Consider the following 20,944-nt stretch of genomic DNA (forward strand, 5'->3'; position numbering starts at 1 on the left):
AGTAGATCACAATGGCCTAGACTTAGCTCTGCCACCGGATTTGAGGTTATTAAATGGAGTAGGGGGAAAATGCATGATTTTCATTTTTCGAAATCTAAAAAGGAACTAAAAAACCTGGAAGGGCTAATTCTTCCAGGTTTTAAATTATGTATATCCGCTTTTCTACCAGTAAGAAGGCAAAAACAGCATAGGATATGTTAAACTTAAGAATTGAGGCCACTTCAGCCTGTCCCGCCAATGTGGGAGTCTTCGGTCATCCCCGCCTGCTGTCGGGCAGGGGTCTTCAGGCCGGTTGAGCAGAGAAATATTGGTTACTGGCATCATTCCGTATATCCATATTTTAAATTTTCGTTTTTAAGACTGTTACCTCCTGAGTATTACCTTGTGATATTCCCGTTTATCTCCCCATGATATTTCTAGGGTATAGACTCCCGCAGCTTTACCCCATAGCCAGTTAGATAACTGCTCGCTCAGCGTGCCAAGGACCGTTGTTTCTATCACTCCGAATTGACCTGTAGCTGCTATAATTCTTACAGTAACGGGTTCGTCATTGTAATCGCCTATAGCTATTAATTCCAAATTTAATGGATCTCCTGTGGTTGGATTAGGATAAACCTTCCAATAGGAATAGCCAGGGATTGGTTCTACCTGAATAGATCTGGTGACACTGAATGTAGAATCTCCATCAAAGTCAAATTGCTTCAGCCTGTAGAAGATGTTTCCACCAGACGCAGGGAGATCATTGTCAGTATAATCATACGCCACTTTTGATTCAGAATACCCAGCACCAGCTACTTCACCTATAGTTTCCCATTCTTTAACATCATTTACAGCTCTTTGTATTTCAAAGCGGTCATTTTCCCACTCTTTGGCTGTAGCCCAAGTCAGGTTGCCTGTTCGTTGGTCAGCTTCATAGGTAGCATTGAAGTAGAGGTATTCTACCGGAAGGATTCTGAAGTTCGGGTAGCGGATATAAACCACACCCTGGAAGCCATTGCTACCGCCAGTTCTTCCTGCACCTCCACCTGATCCATAAGTGGTAGCAGGTAAGCCTAGTCCTGTATTATTTCCCCGGCCTCCAGCATAGAACGTGGTTCCTCCTGAGGTATATTGACTTCCTCCCATTCCCGGCTCATTTACAGTTGCACCTGAAGAGGTGCCGCCTCCGCCTGCTCCATAGTAAATTTCTTCACCTGAGATGACTTGCATGTCTCCGTTTCCTCCAGTACCAGCTCTTAATTGGGTTGCGTCTCCACTGCCGTTTCCACCTCCTGAAGTAACTCCACCGCCACCTGCACCAGAGCTACCATAGCTTTGGCCATAGCCATTGCCACCATCATAGCCAGCACCTGCAGAGGCATATCCTCCGGTCGAATCATCTGATCCAGCCGCAGCTCCTCCGCCTCCAGATGCACCATCTCTACCTGGGCGTATAGTATTGTCTGAACTGGAAGACCCGCCACCTCCACCACCTGCGGCAGTCAAGCCAGAGAAGGTGTTGCTGCCACCATAAGTAAAACCTGGACCGGTGAAAGTTGAGCCTGCCCCGTCTCCTCCTTGCATATTCACACCACTAGCGCCTACACCTATTCCTCCAGGAGTGATATTGAACACTGCTCCTTGTAAGCCTGGTAATCCATTCATGCTAACCCCGGTGAACTCTTGGTAAATCACTTCACCGCCACCGCCGCCGCCAGCTGCTTCGCCATAGCCACCGCCACCGCCGCCGCCAACTACCAGTACTTCAAATTCATCTAATCCATCCGGTGCTGTCCAAGTCCATGAGGAACAATCCCCTGTGACACGGATCACGGTATAGCCTTCCGAGTCAGTATATTGGTAAATATCTCCAGTCCCACTACATGGAGGAGGTGTAGTACAATCATAGGTTACCACAAATTTTCCATTCGGTCCTGTGGTGCTAACAATAGCCTGTGCGAGTTGATCTGCTTTGGGTTCTGTTTCTGGTACTTGCGTTGCAAAAATATCAGATCCATCAAACACTAAGAAGATCTGTTGCCCAGCACTAACAGGAATAGTTGCTATGTTAGGGCCTCCATCACCAAATGCCTGAATAGTCACTTCACTTACCCCTGCGCCTACGGAATAAATAGCATCTCCATCTGCTTCCAAATATTCCGTGCTACAATTGATACCGAATGGAACAGTATTATTTGCTGGAACTGAGTAAGGACAGGTATCAGCGATTCCTTCGATGGAATTTATCGTAAGGATGGTTGTCCCTTCGTTATAATATTCTTCAGAGTCGAAGCTAAACTGACCAGCAGTGTTGACGGTCACTGTAATCGTCTGATCTGCAATTGCATTGGCGCCGCTTGTGCTGTAGTTTATTTTATAATCTCCCGGAGCAAGTTCAGGACCAAATACAGTAAATGTGGAACTGCCAGGAAGTGAAGTCGGATTGACCACTTGAATATCCGAAATAGGGTAGGATGGATCATCTACCGTGATGGTGCCTGTGGCAATTTCATCATTACATTCTCCAAATACAGTAATGCTGTAGTTAAATACTCCTACTTCTGTCGGAGTTCCAGAAACTGCAATCTCACCTGTTGCGTCGTTAAATTCTGCACTTACTCCTAGCGGTAAGCCATTCGCCCCTGCGACTCCCTCGTTACTTATATTATCAGCATTAGCTGTGTTATGAATAATATTTACCTGAGGAACACCAAGGCATAAGGTTAGTTCTTGGTATGCGGGATCAACGCTGGTTTCAGGCCTCATAGTAACTTCTACCGATGGGGTAGGATCAGAGAAGCAATCCACACCATTTAATGTAGAAACTGTAATTCTGCGGAATTCTGTGTCCTCATATAATGCAGGTGAATCATAAGTGGCATTAATAGCACCTGAAATTGCTGTCCAAGTTGTGTTAGTAGAATTTCTAAACTGCCAGATATAGCTAATAGCTCCATCTCCTGATCCGGCATCTGTACTGGTAAATTCAGCAGGATCATCTCCTGAACAAATGGTTTGATCTGCTCCTATGGTTCCTGCGACTGGTTCGCTTTGTAAAGTAATCGTCACAGGATCACTTGCTTGCCCCTCACAGGATAGGCCATTGACGGTAGAAGTCGTATATCTTCTGTATTGGGTAGTCTCCGTTAACAGAGGCGGGCTGTAATCAGCTCCTGTTGGATCACCGGGAACATCTACCCAATTAGGGGTAGAAAGATCGGTATTCATTTCCCATCTATAGGTGATCACAGCTCCGGCATCCTGTGGACTATATACACTACCAGTTATTGGCTCAGGTGTATCGCCTTCGCAAATCGTTTGATCGCTAGTGATAGTTCCTGCTTCAGGGACATCTTTTACCGTTATTAAACCTTCTACCCGTACTTGCTGACAAGAGCCTGTGGTAAAGACTTCGTAAGTGTATTCACCAGCCTCAGCAGGAAACCCGCTGATTCGCAAATTCACCCCATTCCAAGTAGCTGTTACACCTACTGGCAAACCAGTTACCAAAGGACCAGCTAATCCACCGCCAACAGCATACTCAATGTCAATTATCGGAGAATCTTCGCAAACAACTTGGCTATCGTCAGTTCCTGCGTCCGAAGTTAATCTAATAAATGGAGAAAGCGTGCCGAAGGAGATATCATCCAATGCGAAATCATTGCCACCAAGGGCAGTGTTTAAGTTTACAATTTCAATAATTGCAGTTGTACTGGTTCCCGAACTCCAGCTTGGATTGGATCTAAATTCCCTCCAATTATCTAAACTTACCTGTGCTTCACTTGTTGGCTTAGGGGCATTATCTAAATCCAACACAGTTCCCACTAGTTGTCCATTTATTTTAAATTGTAGCCTTGCTGGTGATGCTTCATTCAAATTCATTGCCCATGCCGAAAAATAATATTCCGTAAATGGTTCAACGGTGACTTCTTGTCTCCAAATTACTGGTTGTCTTAGTGGACTGCCAATAAGTTTACCTCCATTAACCATCATAAAATTTCTTGGTCCGGTAGCATTATTTGTATGATCTCTACCATGGAAATTTGTGTGGTAACCCACATTATCGCTTGGACTCCAGGCACTTTCGTCTATTGCGTAAAGACCCTCAGGCCATAATCCAGTGTCACCATTTACATTGCCATTTCCAAATCTTCGAAGATATTGAGATACTTGATTTGTTTCATATTCTGTAAAGAAGCTTGGATTATCAGGATCAAATTTTGTGAAGGAGCCATCTTCGATCAACTCTTCTGCTATGCTTATTGAAGATGTACTAACACATCCATCAGGAGATGTAGCGGTTACTGAGTAGGAACCTGCAATATTAACAGTAATAGATGGAGTTGTTTCACCTGTACTCCACTCGAAATCAGTATTTGTTACATTTGAACTGGCTACCAAAAGTACGGCTCCGTCCACGGCACAGTAATCCGTCTGTAATGTAATTACCGGAGTAGGATCGACTGTGATGGTGAAGGATTCTGAAGGGCCAGGGCAACCATTGACTGTAGGGGTCACGGTAATGGTTGCAGTGATAGGTCCTGAGCTTGGATTCTCCGTTACAAAGGCAGGAATATTTCCGTTGCCTGAAGCTGCCAACCCAATTTCCGGATGAGTATTTGTCCAATTGTAAACTACTCCTGAGACTGCATTGCCGCTAAAATTCACAGCAGTGGTGGATTGACCTGAACAACCGATATCCTGATCCGAAATAGGATCTACTGTTGCCACTGGTCTCACCAATACATCCACTTCGAAGGTATTTCCAACACATCCATCCGGTGTGGTAGGGGTAACAGTGTAAGTTACCGTCTGATCTACAAGGGAAGTATTGGTCAGGGTCTGTGAAATATTAGTTTGAGGGTTAGCCTGATCGGACTCTCCGTTTACATTTCCATTTGAAGAAACGATCCATGTATAAGTAGTTCCAGCAGGGACCGAACCATCTGTTCCATTCAAAGGGATAACTTCAAAAGTGTCTCCACTACAGATTACCGTTCCGCTAATGTCTGTAATCACAGGGGTAACATTGACATCTGTAGAATTACTAATTGCTGATACCGCAGTACATCCGCCTGCATTGCTGTAATTGACAGTAACATTCTTTGTACCGCTAGTTAACCAAGTTAGTGTAACGGTATGGTTGGTGGATCCTAAGCCTCCTGAAGTGATAGTATAGTCAGTTCCAGCAGTTCCGGATACAGTCCAAATGTAATTGGATTGCCCACTTTCTGTGGCATAAGTGACTGGGGCTCCAATGCAGAGATCGGCAGAAGGAGCTACTGTAAATGTTGGAGTTGGGAGTGGATCAACATCAATAGTATTTGAAACAGCTGTAGCAGCGGTACAATTATTCGAATTGCTATAATTAACAGTAACATTTTTGGTCCCACTAGACAGCCAAGTCAAGGTTACAGAATTATCAAAAGGACCTATACCACCAGTTGTGATCGTATAGTCTGATCCTGCAGTACCAGGCAAACTCCATACATAATTGTCTTGATTAGGTTGGGTTGTATAAGTTACCGAACTGCCTACACAGACATCTGTAGAAGGTTGTGTCGTAAATGTAGGTACTGGAAGCGCATTGACAATCGTAGAATTCACAACCGCAGCTACTGCTGTACAAGTATTTGCATTGGAATAATTGATAGAAACATTCTTTGTACCGGCTGTCAACCAAGTCAGAGTAACATTATCATCAGACGTACCTATTCCACCTGCTGTAATGGTATAATCAGTACCTAAAGTTCCCGGTACAGTCCAGATGTAATTCGTTTGGCCTGTTTCGGTGGAATATGTCACTGATTCACCCACGCAGACCTCAGTAGGAGGGGCTGCGGTGAACGTTGGTGTTGGAAGGGCGTTAACTATCGTAGAATTCACCACTGCTGCAGCTGGGGTACAATTATCTGAATTAGTATAATTAACAGACACATTTTTGGTGCCGGCAGTTAGCCATCTTAGGGTTACTGAACTACTTGAAGTTCCAATTCCTCCAGCAGTAATGTTATAATCAGTTCCAGCAGTACCCTGTACAGTCCAGATGTAATTGGATTGACCTGACTGGGTAGTATAAGTTACCGGAGTGCCTACGCAAACCTCAGCAGGAGGGGAGGATGTAAATGTTGGCTCAGGAAGCGCATTTACCACTGTGGAGTTGATAGTAGGGGTGGCAGAGGTACAGTTGTTTCCATTGGTATAACTGACCGAAACGTCTTTTGTGCCATCTGTTAGCCAAGTAAGCGTAACTGTGTTATCTGTTGCTCCAATTCCACCACCCGTAATGTTAAAGTCAATTCCTGCCGTACCAAGTACAGTCCAGCTATAATTGGATTGACCCGATTCGGTAGTGTAGGTCACTGAAGCTCCTACGCAGACCTCAGCCGCAGGAGCTGTGGTGAAGGTTGGTACAGTTAGCGCATTGACAAGGGTTGAAATACTCGTTGCAGTGGCAGCAGCGCAATTGTTTGAATTGTTATAATTGATAGTTACCTCTTTTGTCCCATCGGTCAACCAGGTAAGTGTCAAAGAATCGTCATTGGTACTACCTCCCCCTGTAATGGTGTAATCAGATCCCTCAGTTCCTTGTACGGTCCAGACATAATTGGATTGACCCGACTCGGTGGTATAGGTGATGGAGGTGCCAACACAAACTTCAGCCGATGGAGTAGGGGTCAAAGTTGGTACAGGCAATTCATTGACCACAAATGCTCCTGATATACTGGAAGTTTGATTTGGTCCGCATGCTCCTGAACTTGAAACGACCACGTAATAGAATACAGGAACGCCATCAGCAATAGTTGAAGGAGGAGTGAATGTGTTAGAATCGGTTCCGACTTGAGTATCAACTCCAGCATTAATTACTCCAGTCGTATTGCTATACCATTGGTATGACAAAGTTCCAGTTCCTGAAGCGCTAACTGATATTGGACTAAATGGGCCTTCTCCCTCACAAATGGTATCACCACTGAGATCCTCAGAGTCAATAGATGTTAATGGATTGACTATAAATGCTCCTGAAATCGAAGAAGTCACGGTTCCACAGCTTGGACTCGTTGCAGTAGCATAGTAATACCTTGGTAAACCATCCGCCACACTTGCGTCGGAAGGAGGAGTGAATGTTGGGTCGGTTGCTCCAGTAAGTAAAACTCCAGTTGAATTATCAGGAGTAGTATTTTGATACCACTGATAGGTAGCAGCTATACCACCATCGCCGGTCGCAGCTATTTCAAGCTCAGAGAATGGGCCATCGCCCAGACAAAACTCCTCGTTCTGCGCGGCAGGATCTAAATCAATGTTTATGGCAGTCCCAGATTCAGAAACTATATAAGCACCTGTTAGGTCAGAGGCGATCGGTCCACTACATGTGCCTGAGACAACTACATAATAATAAGAAATACCCTCGGGAGTGGATGGTGGAGTAAATGTTGCTGAAATAGCACCTGATACAGCTGTACCTGGATCTGTACTGATGTCTGAATTATCAGGCTTACGATACCATTGGAAGGACAATCCAGATCCTGTGGCGGTAATGGTGATCGGGTCAAATCCATCACCAAAACATTCCGTGTCTCCAAGCTGACCCGGATCAATCTCAGGGTCAATAGTAACAGGAGTACTGACTTCAATGGTATTCGAAGCTGGAGTTGGAATGGAGCAGCCATTTATATCAGTATAATTGACAGTTACTGTTTTGCTACCAGAACTTAGCCACTGAATGGTAACTGAATTACTTCCAACTCCACCACCGGTAATAGTATAATCCGAACCTGAAGCGCCGGGAATGTCCCAAACATAATTATTTTGACCGCCTTCGGTAGTATAGGTTACGGCATCGTTGAGACAAACAGGATTAGATGGCTCTACTGTAAAACTTGGCGCAGGAAGCGGATCTAGGGTTATGGTATTTGAGGCTGGGGCGATACCTGTACATCCGTTTGCATCGGTGTAATTCACCGTGACGGTTTTTACACCATTAGTCAACCACTGAACAGTTACTGTATTACTGCTTGTGCTAATTCCTCCCGCTGTAATCGTGTAATCAGTACCTGCTGCTCCGGAAATTGTCCAAGAATAGTTGGTTTGTCCTGCTTCGGTGGTATAGGTTACTGCCTCCCCAATACATACTGGGTCGGATGGCTCGACTGTAAATGTGGGCACAGGAAGAGGGTCAAGTGTGATGGTATTCGAAGCTGATAATGCACTAGCACATCCGTTTGGATTAGTGTAGCTTACGGTTACGGTTTTGTCTCCATCGGTTAACCATTCAATGGTAACAGTATTGCTGCTAGTACCCACACTTCCTGATGTGATAGTGTAATCACTGGTTTCAACCCCAGAAACTGTCCAGATATAATTTGATTGTCCAGCTTCCGTAGTATAAGTCACCTCATCTCCTATACAAACCGGATTTGCAGGCTCAGCAGTGAAAGTTGGGACAGGTAGAGGATCAAGATCTATGGTGCTAATTGCCGGAGAGATGCCTTCACAACCGCTTGTGTTTTCATAATTTACTGTAACTGTTTTTTGTCCTTCAGTTAACCAAATAATGGTAACAGTATTGTCACTACCAGCAGTAACCGTAAAATCGATTCCTTCATCACCAGAAACCGTCCAGTCATAATTTGAAATACCTGCGCTAGATTGTGTAGTGTAGGTATATTCTTGACCTATACAAACTGCTCCTGAAGGTGCAGAAGTGAAAGTAGGAGAGGGTCTTTCGTTAAGATTGATTGAGTTTGACGCAGGGCTCGCTCCTGCGCATCCACTGGCATTTTCATAGTTGACAGTGACAGTTTTGGAACCTGTGGTCAACCACTCAATGGATATTGAATTAGTACTGAGTCCACCTGTAGCTATAGTATAATCTGTTCCCTGAACTCCAGAAATATTCCAAGTGTAATTTGCCCGTCCCGACTGAGTGGTATAGGTAACGATCTCGCCAAGACAATAATCATCAGATGGCTCAACGAGGAAAATTGGTGATGGGAGAGGGCTGACTGTAACAGTACTATTAATATATGCTGCAGCCGAACATCCACTGGAATTTGAATAGCTCAGGAATACTTGTTTTGTACCTTGGGTTAACCAAATTAAAGTAAGCGAATTAGCTGTACTTGTTCCACCGGAACTTATCGTATAATCGGTTCCTAAAGTTCCTGAAATCTGCCAGTCATAGTTGAATTGCCCTGACTGGGTAGAATAAGTTACCTCTTCTCCTATACAAACTACCCCTGTTGGTTGAGCAGTAAAGCTTGGGGTTGGTAAGGCATTGATGGTTAAGCTACGGGTAGCGGTGTCGTCTGCACAGCTTCCTGAGCCTGTAACCGTATAGGAAATTGTTGTGGTACCACTAGCTAAAGCTGTTACCTGACCTGTGGAACTATTTACGGAAGCCACAGAAGTATTACTTGAAGACCAAGTTCCCCCAAGTGTTGTGGAGGTGAAGGTAGAGCTCTGCCCAACACAGAGTTCATCAGCGCCACTTAAGGTTCCTGCATCCGCTAGTGGAGTCACCGTGATGGATTGGGTTTCAAAGTCATCTTCACAGCCTCCTGAGCCAGAAACTGTGTATGTTAAAATGGCTGATCCTGCTGATACACCAGTCACCACACCTGTAGAAGGATCAACCGTAGCTACAGTTGGATTGCCGGATGACCAAGTACCACCTGTCATTGTGGAGGAGAAAGTGCTGGTTCCTCCTTCGCAGACTTCCGGGTCTCCACTTAAGGTCCCTGCATCTGGTGGCGAGGTTACGGTAACAAAAATGCTAGTTTGAGGAGCAGGACAGCCTCCACTTGCTGGAAGAGTGTAAAAGATTTCAACGGGGGGACCAGCAGAAACTCCAGTTACCAAGCCTGTGCTGGAAACTGTGGCAATAGCAGGATCGTCCGATGACCAAGTACCAAAAGAAGTAGTAGAAAACAGCTGGGAATCCTCTCCTATACAGATGTCCTGATCTCCACTGATGGTTCCGGGACTAACAGGCTTGCTAACAAAGACCGTTCTAGAAGAGGTGGCTACCGTACAGCCCGTAATGGTATAGCGAATATTTGCTGCGCCTGCACTTACTCCGGTAATCACTCCTGTATCTGGATCGACTGTAGCAATGCTTTCATCTGAAGAGGACCAGGCTCCTCCGTCCATGTTGGAAGTAAACGTGGTAGTTCCACCTTCACAAATGGATTGAGGGCCGTTTACAATACCGGCTGTTAAGGTATAGGAAATTCTGATTCGGCCCGCACCGCCTGCCCCACCTAATACTGAACTTCCGCCATTAAACCTGGATCCACCTCCGCCCCCTCCAGGTGCTTGACCAGGTTGTCCACTAGTATTTGAAGAATTGGTTCCAGCTCCGCCATTTCCTCCATCGCTCGCTATTGGTATTGTGCCTGGAGTAATTACCCCACCGTTGGCACCACTTGAAATAGCATATCCAGAAGAACCTCCACCACCACTTCCTTGTGTACCCCCGGAGTTAGATTGATTCCCTCCATTTCCACCTAGAAAAGTAACGTCATTACCGGTACCTACAGCACCTCCGGCACCACCATTTCCTGAATCCCCGACACCAGATCCACCTCTGGCTAACAAGCCTGTGCCAAAAGTGGTGTTTCCTCCATCTATGTTGGAATTATTTCCTCCAACACCTACACTGTGGTTAAAAACTTCGCCTGGGCTTACGGTGATGATGGACCGAGAATAGCCACCACCCCCTCCACCTCCGGCTCGGCTGGTTGAGCCAGTTCTTCTACCTCCTCTTCCACCGCCACCCCAGGCTTCTACAATTATTTCGGTCACTCCGTCAGGAACAGTCCAAATTTGGGGATAGGTTAATAAAGGGTCGAAATCCAAAGTCTCCACACAGCCACAATCCTCTACGATAATGGTTCCTGTCGCAGCCGCAACCCCGCAAGTACCGAGTAATTCTATGCTATAAGTGAAGGTTCCCAGCTCAATTGGATTACCTGTAATGCTGATTTCTCCGGTTGAAGAATTAAATGTTGCGCTGACTCCCTCAGGAAGTCCATTGGCACCATCCACTCCATCTCCATTTATGCCCGTTACTCCTGTCGTACTATGTGAAAGATCAACCTCGCCTGTGAAAAAGCAAAAAGTTTCTGTGGTAACAGGGGTAACGGTTTTACCCGGATTGACTGTGATGGTTTTGGTTACCAAAACATTGCTACAAGAACCACCACTTGCAGTTAGTTGCAAGGTTATCACACCAAGAGCACTGTCGTTTGATCCGGCAGTGTAGGTTGCATTGGCAGGACTATTGGCGTTGGTCCATGTACCGTTACCGTTTAGATTTGTCCAAGTACCACTGGTGGCAGCACCACCTATACTTCCGCCCATAGGAGCTGAAGTCTCTCCGTCACATATCTCCGCCAAGGCTCCTCCGGCAATAGCCGTTGGGCTGGTGGTAATCGTAAGGGTTTTTGTAGCAGTGGCTACTCCACAGGCTCCCCCAACTGTCGTTAAGGTTAGGGTGATAGTTCCAGTTTCTGATACTCCGGGAGTGTATGTAGCAGTTGCAGGATTGGTAGGATTGGTCCAAATACCAGCCCCTCCGCTCCAAATCCCTCCCGAAACAGATCCGCTAACACTTCCACCCATTGCCGGAGTGCTTTGGCCTTGGCAAATTCCAGCCAGAGCAGGGCCTGCATTTGCTTGGGGAAGTGCATTGACAAGAATTGTTTTTGAAACAGATGTGGTACCACAAGTTCCGCCACTTGTGGTAAGTGTAAGCGTAATCAACCCTGATTCCGCGGGCCCAGCCGTATAGGTTGCAGTTGCGGGATTGCTGGCATTAGTCCAGGAACCTGATCCTCCGCTCCATGTTCCAGATGTGGCCACACCACCGATACTTCCACCCATTTGGGCAGATGTCCCTCCTTGGCATATCGCTGCCAGGGCTCCTCCTGGATTTGCGGTTGCACCAGGGTTGACTGTTATTGTTTTTGAACTGCTTGTTGTTCCACAAGATCCACCTGATGTTGTCAAGGTTATCGTGGCTGTTCCACTGTAATTTGCTGGAGGGGTCCACGTTGCATTCAGGGCAGTTGAACTGGGACTGAAAGTTCCTCCGATTCCTCCATCAGACCAAACCCCACCCGTCGCTCCTCCACTAACACTTCCACCTAATGGTGCAGAGGTTCCGCGCTGACAAATAGCTGCAAGAGAAGGCCCGATAGTAAGTGTAGGATTAGGATTGACAACGATTGTCTTAGAATCGGTTCTGACACAACTTCCTCCGGTGGTGGTCAAGCTTAAAGTTGCTGTACCTGTATATCCTGCCGGAGGAGTCCAAGTCGCATTTAAGTTGGTTGCCGATGGGCTGAAAGTACCGCCAGCATTTGAAGACCAAATTCCAGTGGAGGCTGTGCCCCCGACACTGCCACCTAGAGCGGCTGAAGTTCCTCCTTGGCAAATAGGGGACATGCTGGTTCCTGCGTTTACAGTACATGTAGTGGGTTTAAGGGCTAGAAGTATTGCGCCAAAGTAAGAGTCAGAATTTCCAGAAAGTTCTACATCTCCATCACCTGTATTTCCAGTGTTAGGATTAGGTGCCCATGCCGCACCAATTGACATATCTAAATTTTCATTTATATCATCATCATAAATTTCAGTTAACGTCAAGTTTCCCGGACCAGGGGTGTTTGTAATCCACTCTGAATAGCTTCGATCGTTGTTTACGAATCCTAACATTAATAGTGCATTTCCTGGAGTAGAAGGGGAGATTTGATCAGCTTCTAAATCATCATCATAACCAGTTGTAAGTGACCCTACGGCATCAAAAGGGTCAGAAGTATCAACTCCAGAAAAAGCTACAATTCCTCCAATCATATGATCGGTGTCCGGATGTCCGAAAAAAGTGAAATTTGGAGAAATTACGTCCCCTGCATCTGCGATTTTGTATAGGATGGTTTGCCACCATGTTTCAGTTGTTGGTGACCAACCTCCACTATAATCATTTTCAATTTCTGATCCTGAAAGAATAGTCCACCCTGAAGCTGTTGCATTTTGTAGACTGCCAGCACCTCCAAATGCACCTGCTTGCCCTATATTGGCAATCATTATATCTCCCACTGCTAAGCCCGTAGGTCTGTTGATAGTGATGGAATTGTTATTTACAGAATTTGTGCTTGAACCCCTCAATGCTATCTGCCCCATCCCCTCACTAACAACCCCAATTCCTAAAACTAAAATCAGGATAAACTTGGTAAGGATAGAATTAAAAACAAATGAGGGATGTGACTGGTTTTTTCTACTTATTATCCCAAAAAAAATACATAGTCCTTCCATCACTTCTAAAGCCTGAACTGAAAACAGAATGCCGCTTCTAGAGTCAAGTGGGGTGTCATTGTTTATTTTGGGCGTGTTTTTTCTCATAAAACCATAAAAACTGCTATAAACATACAAAAAAAACCATTTTATACTTCAGTAAGCCTGAAGCTATTCTGGGAGATGAAGGGTGTTTTAAAATTATGTTTTGCAAATGGGTGAGAAACAAAAATAATAATAAGGCTTTTATGGCTATAATTCAAAAAGTCAGGACCTTCCTGCTCAGTTTTAGTCTATGTTGAAGTTTCCAAGCCGGCCTTTCAGGCCTGCGGTCACCGCAGGTTTTATCAAGTCCCAGTCCTGGCGGACTGGGTTAATAGAAGTCGGCCTTTCAGGCCTTTTACAATTAACGGAATAATATAGGCCTAGTATCTTGCTGCATTACTGCATTACTCCAAATCCTAGCCCAAATGGTCTGGATTGGCATAAGTCGGCCCCTTGGTCCTAAAGTTGGGTAGCCATCTATGAGTGTAATGAGAAGTATCTATTTGGGTATCATTATTTATTCAAGGCTGAAAGCCTGACTCATATCAGCTTAGGGTGCAGCCCTAAGATCAGGGTGCAGCCCTAAGTTCGGGGTCCAGCCCCGAAAAAACAGGAAATACCCCATGAGGTCTGAAAGACCGTATTCAGTTAGTATTTAATTTTTAATCCCAGAGGATCTGATTAAATTTTTATTAGTTAAATTAGTCAGTATTTAACCTACTGATTTTCATTTAATTCCTAGAAATTATGGCACAATCCTTATCTAAAGTTTACCTCCATATTGTTTTTTCTACCAAAAGACGGATTCCATATGTAAAGGAGGAATTCAAAGAGGCTATGGAATCTTATTTGGTTAAAGTAGGGAGTGATTTAGGCTCTTTCACCGAATCTATTTATCTGAACCCAGACCATTTACATTGGTTGTGTACCTTACCAAGAACGATCGCCATAGCAGAATTTTTGAACAAGGTGAAATCCAATTCATCAAAGATTGGCAAGCTTGAGGTTTCTCCTCATTTTGCTTGGCAAAATGGCTATGGTGCTTTTTCGGTCAGCCAATCTAAAGTGGAGACAGTGAGAGCGTATATTTTGAATCAACACGAACATCATCGAAAAGTTACTTTTCAGGAGGAGTTTAGGAAATTTTTAGAGGAGTATAGGATAGAATATGATGAAAAATATGTTTGGGATTGACGAGGATAAGTCGGCCCTTCAGGCCTATGATCATCTTAGGTTTTGTCAAGTCCCAGTCCTGGTGGACTGGGTTAATAGAAGTCGGCCTTTCAGGCCTTGGATCAGTTCAGTGTTTGCCAAATCCCAGTCCTGACGGTCTGGGTTGACATAAGTCGGCCCCTTGGGCCTTTTGCAATTAACTGAATAATATAGGCCTAGCATCTTGCAGCATTACTGCATTACTGCATTACTCCAAATCCTAGCCCAAATGGTCTGGATTGGCATAAGTCGGCCCCTTGGTCCTCAACTTTCTAAGAACGAAAATTTGAAATTCGATCAAAAGATTTTCATTCAGACTTCCAATTTAACAAGGCTGAAAGCCTGACTTATATCAGCTTAGGGTGCTTATATCTTAAATCAAAACGAACATCACAGGAAAGTTACTTTTCAGGAGGAGTTTAGGAGGTTTTTGGAGGAGTATAGGATAGAATATGATGAAAAATATGTTTGGGATTGACGAGGATAAGTCGGCCCTTCAGGCCTATGATCATCTTAGGTTTTATCAAGTCCCAGTCCTGGTGGACTGGGTTAATAGTAGTCGGCCTTTCAGGCCTTGGTTCAGGTCAGTGTTCGCCAAATCCCAGTCCTGACGGTCTGGGTTTGTATAAGTCGGCCCCTTGGGCCTTAACTCTCTAACTGTAGGACAATTTGAAATAATATCAAAAAATTTTCATTCTGACTTCTTCAATTTTAATAAGGCTGAAAGCCTGACTTATATCAGCTTAGGGTGCAGCCCTAAGATCAGGGTGCAGCCCCGAGAAAGACAGGATTTGAAATTCCCCGTGAGGTCTGAAAGACCGATTTAATGGCAATGGATTGCAAAAAAAATACCCTAGCCTATCTGGCCAGGGTATCTTGTGACAAGTATGTTGGGTTAGATTACCCGTTCATAGAAATCAAAAACTCTGCATTATCTCTAGTTCCTTTCATTCTCTGTAAAAGGAATTCCATAGATTCCTGAGAGTTCATGTCGCTCATCAGTTTACGAAGGATCCAAACACGCTGCATCTCTTCTTTGTCCATCAGTAGATCCTCACGACGAGTACCTGAATTAAGTACATCGATAGCAGGATAGATTCTTCTGTTGGAAAGCTTACGGTCGAGTGCAAGTTCCATGTTACCGGTTCCTTTGAATTCTTCAAAGATCACCTCATCCATTTTGGAACCTGTTTCTACCAGAGCTGTAGCGATGATGGTCAATGAACCACCATTTTCCACGTTACGCGCTGCTCCAAAGAAACGCTTTGGCTTGTGAAGTGCATTAGCATCCACACCACCGGAAAGTATCTTTCCTGAGCTAGGCACCACGGTATTGTGGGCTCTGGCAAGTCTGGTGATGGAATCCAAAAGGATCACTACATCATGACCTACTTCCACCATACGCTTGGCTTTTTCCAAAACGATATTGGACACCTTCACGTGTCTGTCGGCAGTTTCATCAAATGTGGAGGATATTACCTCTGCATTTACAGAACGAGCCATATCAGTCACTTCTTCAGGACGCTCATCGATCAATAAGATCATCAAGTGAACTTCTGGGTGATTTTTGGTGATGGCATTGGCGATCTGCTGAAGCAATACGGTTTTACCCGTTTTTGGCTGGGCTACGATCATGCCTCTTTGGCCTTTTCCGATAGGGGCAAATAGATCTACTACTCTGGTAGAGAATTTGTCTCCTGAGGTCGAAAGGTTTAATCTCTCTTCAGGGAAAAGAGGGGTGAGGTATTCAAAAGGAACACGATCCCTGATTTCGTCTGTAGTCTTACCATTTACGGTCGCGATCTTCAATAGGGCAAAATACTTTTCACCTTCCTTAGGCGGGCGGATAGATCCTTTGATATGATCACCTGTTTTTAGACCGAAAAGTTTTACCTGACTTGGAGATACATAAATATCATCCGGAGAAGCGAGGTAGTTGTAATCAAGTGAGCGAAGGAAGCCGTAGCCTTCTTGCATCATTTCCAATACGCCTTCATTTTCTATCACTCCATCGAATTCCCTTGGATTCACTCCTGGACGTCTTCTGTTAGAATGAGGTGTAGTCTCAGCAGCGGGTGCCATTACTTCATCTGGAGATTTGAAATTTCTTCTTCTAGGAAGCTCTACTTCCTGCTCAGGTCTTGCCTGTGCAGGTTTAGGAGTAGGCTTGTCCTCTTTAGTTTCAGAAGTAGTATCCACTTCTTCCACTGCTTTTCTTCTTGGCCTGAATGTCTTTGGCTCTTCAGCGCTGGAATCAGCCTGTGGCTGTGGTTTTCTTTCAGGACGATCGGATTGTCCTTCCTTTTTAGCTTTCCAATCAGGCTTAGTTTCCTTGTTTCTCGGCTCTGGAGCTTTATTGGATGCTTCGGCTGGTGTTTCTTCTGCCTTAGGAATAGCTGTTACGTTTTGTCTTTTGAACTTCGGCTTGTATTCTGATTCTTCCGAAGCTTTGGGGGCTGCAGCTGCAGGTTTGGGTGTTTCTGCTGGAGTTGCTGGAGTTTCGGTTTGCTCTGTAGGGGCAAAAGGCTTCTTTTTTGGCAAGGCTTGCTCTGGGGTGATGGCCTGCTGGTCGAGGATGGCATAGACGAGTTCGTCTTTCTTAAGTGATTTGCGGTTTTTGACACCTAGCTCCTCAGCGATTTCCTTCAGTTCAGACAGTAACCTGACTCTGAGTTCTTCTATGTTGTACATAAAGAGGGTATGAAAATAAATAAAATGTAGTAAATGCGGTATTTGAGATCGTGGATGATTTTCTGAGCAAAAAAGATCTGCAGGAAATCTCAAGTCAAAGTGGGCTGACTTGCTCATTCACGGTGAAGTCACAATATTAAGCCATGACTTTGGATAATACAAATTATTGTTTTGGAATTGTGAAAATGGAAGTATAGAATTGAGAATTTATAATGGAGAATTTTTTGAGCCACAGAGATATACAGAGGTTTACGCTGAGATGCACAGAGAATTTGAAATGGAGAATGAGAGAATTGGAGAATGGAGATTTTTTTAAGGCTCCCACAATCATTTGAGTATTTGAAAAACCTCAAATGTTCAAATTTTTTTCGCTGCGTCGCCGCGCCGCCGCGAGATATTCTCATTCATTGATCTGTCTCAAAATCGCCAACGACTTCCAGTTTCCGGGATTGTCTAAGTGCTGGCTGTAAAAATCCAGAAGATGATCCAGAAGCTTTTGGCGCAGTGCTTTTCCTACTTTTTGCTGATTGGAAAAAGAGTTAGTCATTAGAGAGGTCAGGTAGTTTTCAGCCAGACTGAGTTCTGTAATTGAAAAAGGCTGGGAGCGGCTTTCAGCCAAAAAACCTAGCGCCTCCTCTGGTGCGAAACCCAGAAAACTTGCCTTTTCAATCAGAAATACCAGTGGAAACTGCCCTAGATGAACTTCCTTGCTGTCTAGATGCTCCACACATTCTTTGAGAAAGTCAAAGAGTGACTCGTTCTGATAATTTTCATAGATGGACTTACTGATGACTTCTGTTATAAAAAGTGCAATTCCTGTTCGCGTAAAATCAAAAGGAATTAGCTGGTGCGCACTATGGAGTTGGGCTTCTGATATTCTTTGCAATCCTCCATTATCTTTATCATATACGACAAGGTCCAAAAGAGTTAGCGGCTGATAAAGAGCTATTTTAGATTTATTTCCCTGGGTACGTACCCCATTGACCAGGTAGGATTTAAGTCCAAGTTCCCGAGTAAATATCTTCACTATGATACTTGTTTCCTTGTATCGAATGGCACTTAGTACTATCCCTTGGGTCTTTTTGAGCATTTTGTAATGTTTCCTGTAGCGTTCTGCTGTGTTTCCCGCAGATAAACGCAGAAAAGTTCGCAGATTTCACGCAGATATTTCATTTAGATTCTTTAAAGTCTTCTTTAACTAGTCAATTTTTCATTTTGACTAACAATCCCAAATCCGACATCCCAAATCTGATATCTAAAATCCTATCACTTTTTATCCTCATAAAAACACTTTCGGCACCTTGCTTCATAGCTTTCTTTTTCTCCTAACACTACTTTCTCTTTTGCATCAGAAAGGCGAAATGAAAATGCTGCCAAGTCCCCACATTTCATACAGATCGCATTCACTTTGGTGACATACTCTGCGATTGCCATCAGCTTAGGCATAGGTTCAAATGGATTTCCTTCAAAATCCATATCCAGTCCGGCGAGAATCACGCGCTTTCCTTGCCCAGCTAGTTTTCTTGCCACTATGACTATCTGTTCATCGAAAAACTGTACCTCATCTATTCCTACCACATCACAATCTCCACTTAAAAGGAGAATATCATCTGCGAAGTTGACAGGAGTCGATCTGATGTGGTTTTCATTATGGGAAACGACGTCATTTTCATCGTAGCGCTTATCTATAGCTGGTTTGAAAATCTCCACTTTTTGCTTCGCAATTCTGGCGCGATTCAGTCGGCGAATTAATTCCTCTGTTTTTCCAGAAAACATGGACCCACAAATCACTTCTATTTGTCCTTTATTTCCTGATGACTTCCGCCTACCAATTGAAGGTTCTATAAACATGCCTGATGCTATTCGCTATAATTTATATGTGGAAATTTATTGAATTCACCCACCCGAACAACAATCTTACCTGAAAGTAGCTCTGCCTGACAGGAAAGTCTTTCCCCTGTTTTCAATCTTCCTTGCTGCAGGAAGTCAAGTTCGGGTTTGGTGGGAGGGGAGAGGTTTTCTGCTCCGGATTTGAGAATGATTCTGCAAGTGGTACACCTACCTTTTTTCCCACAGGCATGCATCCAGTCAATACCATTTTCATGAATAATTTCGATAACTTTACGATGAACGCTAGTAGAATTAATCCTCAGATTAAATAGATTTTCTATGACTATTTGAGGCATTTGTTCGTTGACTTTTGTAAACACCACTCTTCAATGACTATTCAAATTAACAGCAATTATTTAGAAAAATACGCCGAAGACTATGCCGCGATTGTTTGCGGTCAGTTTTTCTCTTCCAAACAATACATGACAGGGCAGGATATCGTGCAGCTCACCAACAGTGCCCAGGTGAATTTCTTTGTCATAAAAAGATTATTTGAGCTTTGGCAGCAGGAGCTGGAAAAGCTAAAGAGTAATCCTTATTTTGATTACCGTGACATCACAGTCCATGAAGCGCTGACGGAGTTTATGAATGTACTCTCCCGAAGAATCAAGGTAGAAAAGGAGCAACTTCAGCCATTGCTGGAAACGGCCGTGAAGCAGGCTATTCAGTTGGCAACAGATCCAGTGACCTTTTACCAAAATGAAATATCCAAGGCTCCCACAGGGAAGATCAATGAGTTCTTAAAGGAAAATAAGAAATACTATAAATGGCATACTGATGTAGTTGCCTTTTTGATAGACAAAGCCGGCTTTGGACACGATGAAAGCGCTTATCTACGAGCCGTGGCAGCCAACTATCAGGCGATAAAGGAATCCCTGGAATCTGTGAATTTGTTGCTGGCGACTTTCGGAGATGTCACACCATTTGATTTGGATACTTATATCGTTCAGGAATTTCCAACACCAACCCCTTCGTTTACGGCTGCTTCTGAAGCGGGCAAGGAGCAGGAATCCAGAAGCTCATTTTTCGACGAGGTAGAAAATGAAGCTTCAGTTAGAAAACAGGTTGAGCCAGAGCCCCAGCCAGTACAAGAAAGGGAACCTGAGCCGGTGAAGTCTGTGGAAACTCGCTACACCAATGGAGCTGCGGGAACCCTGGACTCCTACAATTTGAAAGCGAAATTTGAAACGCTCTCCTATAAAGGAATGAAAGGAATCATGGGAGAGCTATCAGAAAGTCTTGCCATCAACCAGCGGTTTATGTTTACCAAGGAGCTTTTTGACGGGAACGCTGATTTGTTAAAACATGCGTTGAAATCCATTGATAAATGTGATTCTTTTGATGAAGCGATTGGTTTGGTGAATTCGCGCTATGTGGGTGAGTTAGGCTGGAAACCTGAAACTGAACCGGTACAGGAGTTTCTTTTGCTGGTTTACAGAAAATTTGAAGTTTAAGAATATTTCGATTTGAAAGACTAAAAAGAGCTGATTGTCGGCTCTTTTTTTTGTTTTATATAATCAAATCTCCTTAATTTATAGGAATTGCTTAATTCACAGATTATCTTGGATAGACAAGTTTATATTTTTAACCTGGATTATGCATTAGGTTTCGTTATGAAGGCACTAATTGCAAAAAAAATCAGGCTGTTTGGAAACTGAGGCATAGCACCGCTATGGTGAAGTTGAAAACAGCAATGTAATGGCTGATTTTGAAGCAATTAATGGCTGTAATAGAATTGCTAGTGCATATTTCGGGTTTAAGTAAGTAGTTTGCGATCAATGCGTAAGAAACCTCAATACCCAATAGACTTTTGTTCACAGTTTCCAGGCATTAGTGT

At 44.1% G+C, this 20,944-nt stretch carries 7 protein-coding genes; 2 read left to right on the top strand and 5 right to left on the bottom strand.

Going from position 1 to position 20,944, the window contains the following annotated elements; genetic code table 11:
- Positions 1-363: 363 nt before the first annotated feature.
- Positions 364-13,377 carry a PKD-like domain-containing protein gene (locus BM386_RS14655; protein WP_091695667.1) on the bottom strand — a complete coding sequence of 4,338 codons (13,014 nt, stop codon included), beginning with the start codon at positions 13,375-13,377 and terminating at the stop codon, positions 364-366.
- Positions 13,378-14,061: 684 nt separating this feature from the next.
- Here BM386_RS14655 and tnpA point away from each other — a divergent pair.
- Complete coding sequence (gene tnpA, locus BM386_RS14660) at positions 14,062-14,508, top strand: IS200/IS605 family transposase (protein WP_091695668.1); 447 nt, start codon at positions 14,062-14,064, stop codon at positions 14,506-14,508.
- A 918-nt stretch (positions 14,509-15,426) separates the two neighbouring features.
- On the opposite strand, the gene rho is transcribed toward tnpA, so the two are convergent.
- The 4 genes from rho to BM386_RS14685 all read right to left on the bottom strand — a co-directional run bounded on the left by rho (position 15,427) and on the right by BM386_RS14685 (position 19,403).
- Positions 15,427-17,217 carry a transcription termination factor Rho gene (gene rho, locus BM386_RS14670; RefSeq protein WP_091695670.1) on the bottom strand — a complete coding sequence of 597 codons (1,791 nt, stop codon included), beginning with the start codon at positions 17,215-17,217 and terminating at the stop codon, positions 15,427-15,429.
- Between the two features lie 400 nt (positions 17,218-17,617).
- Positions 17,618-18,307, bottom strand: a complete 690-nt coding sequence (gene recO / locus BM386_RS14675; protein ID WP_091695671.1) for a DNA repair protein RecO — start codon at positions 18,305-18,307, stop codon at positions 17,618-17,620.
- A gap of 176 nt (positions 18,308-18,483) precedes the next feature.
- Entirely contained in the window at positions 18,484-19,068 is a 585-nt protein-coding gene (locus tag BM386_RS14680; RefSeq protein ID WP_091695673.1) for a thymidine kinase, read from the bottom strand.
- An 8-nt stretch (positions 19,069-19,076) separates the two neighbouring features.
- Positions 19,077-19,403 carry a 2Fe-2S iron-sulfur cluster-binding protein gene (locus BM386_RS14685; protein WP_091695675.1) on the bottom strand — a complete coding sequence of 109 codons (327 nt, stop codon included), beginning with the start codon at positions 19,401-19,403 and terminating at the stop codon, positions 19,077-19,079.
- Between the two features lie 33 nt (positions 19,404-19,436).
- Here BM386_RS14685 and BM386_RS14690 point away from each other — a divergent pair, with 33 nt between their 5' ends.
- Positions 19,437-20,561, top strand: coding sequence for a hypothetical protein (locus BM386_RS14690; protein WP_091695677.1), 1,125 nt, complete (start codon positions 19,437-19,439; stop codon positions 20,559-20,561).
- Positions 20,562-20,944 lie beyond the last annotated feature (383 nt).

Source organism: Algoriphagus locisalis, assembly GCF_900116615.1.
Taxonomy (GTDB): domain Bacteria; phylum Bacteroidota; class Bacteroidia; order Cytophagales; family Cyclobacteriaceae; genus Algoriphagus; species Algoriphagus locisalis.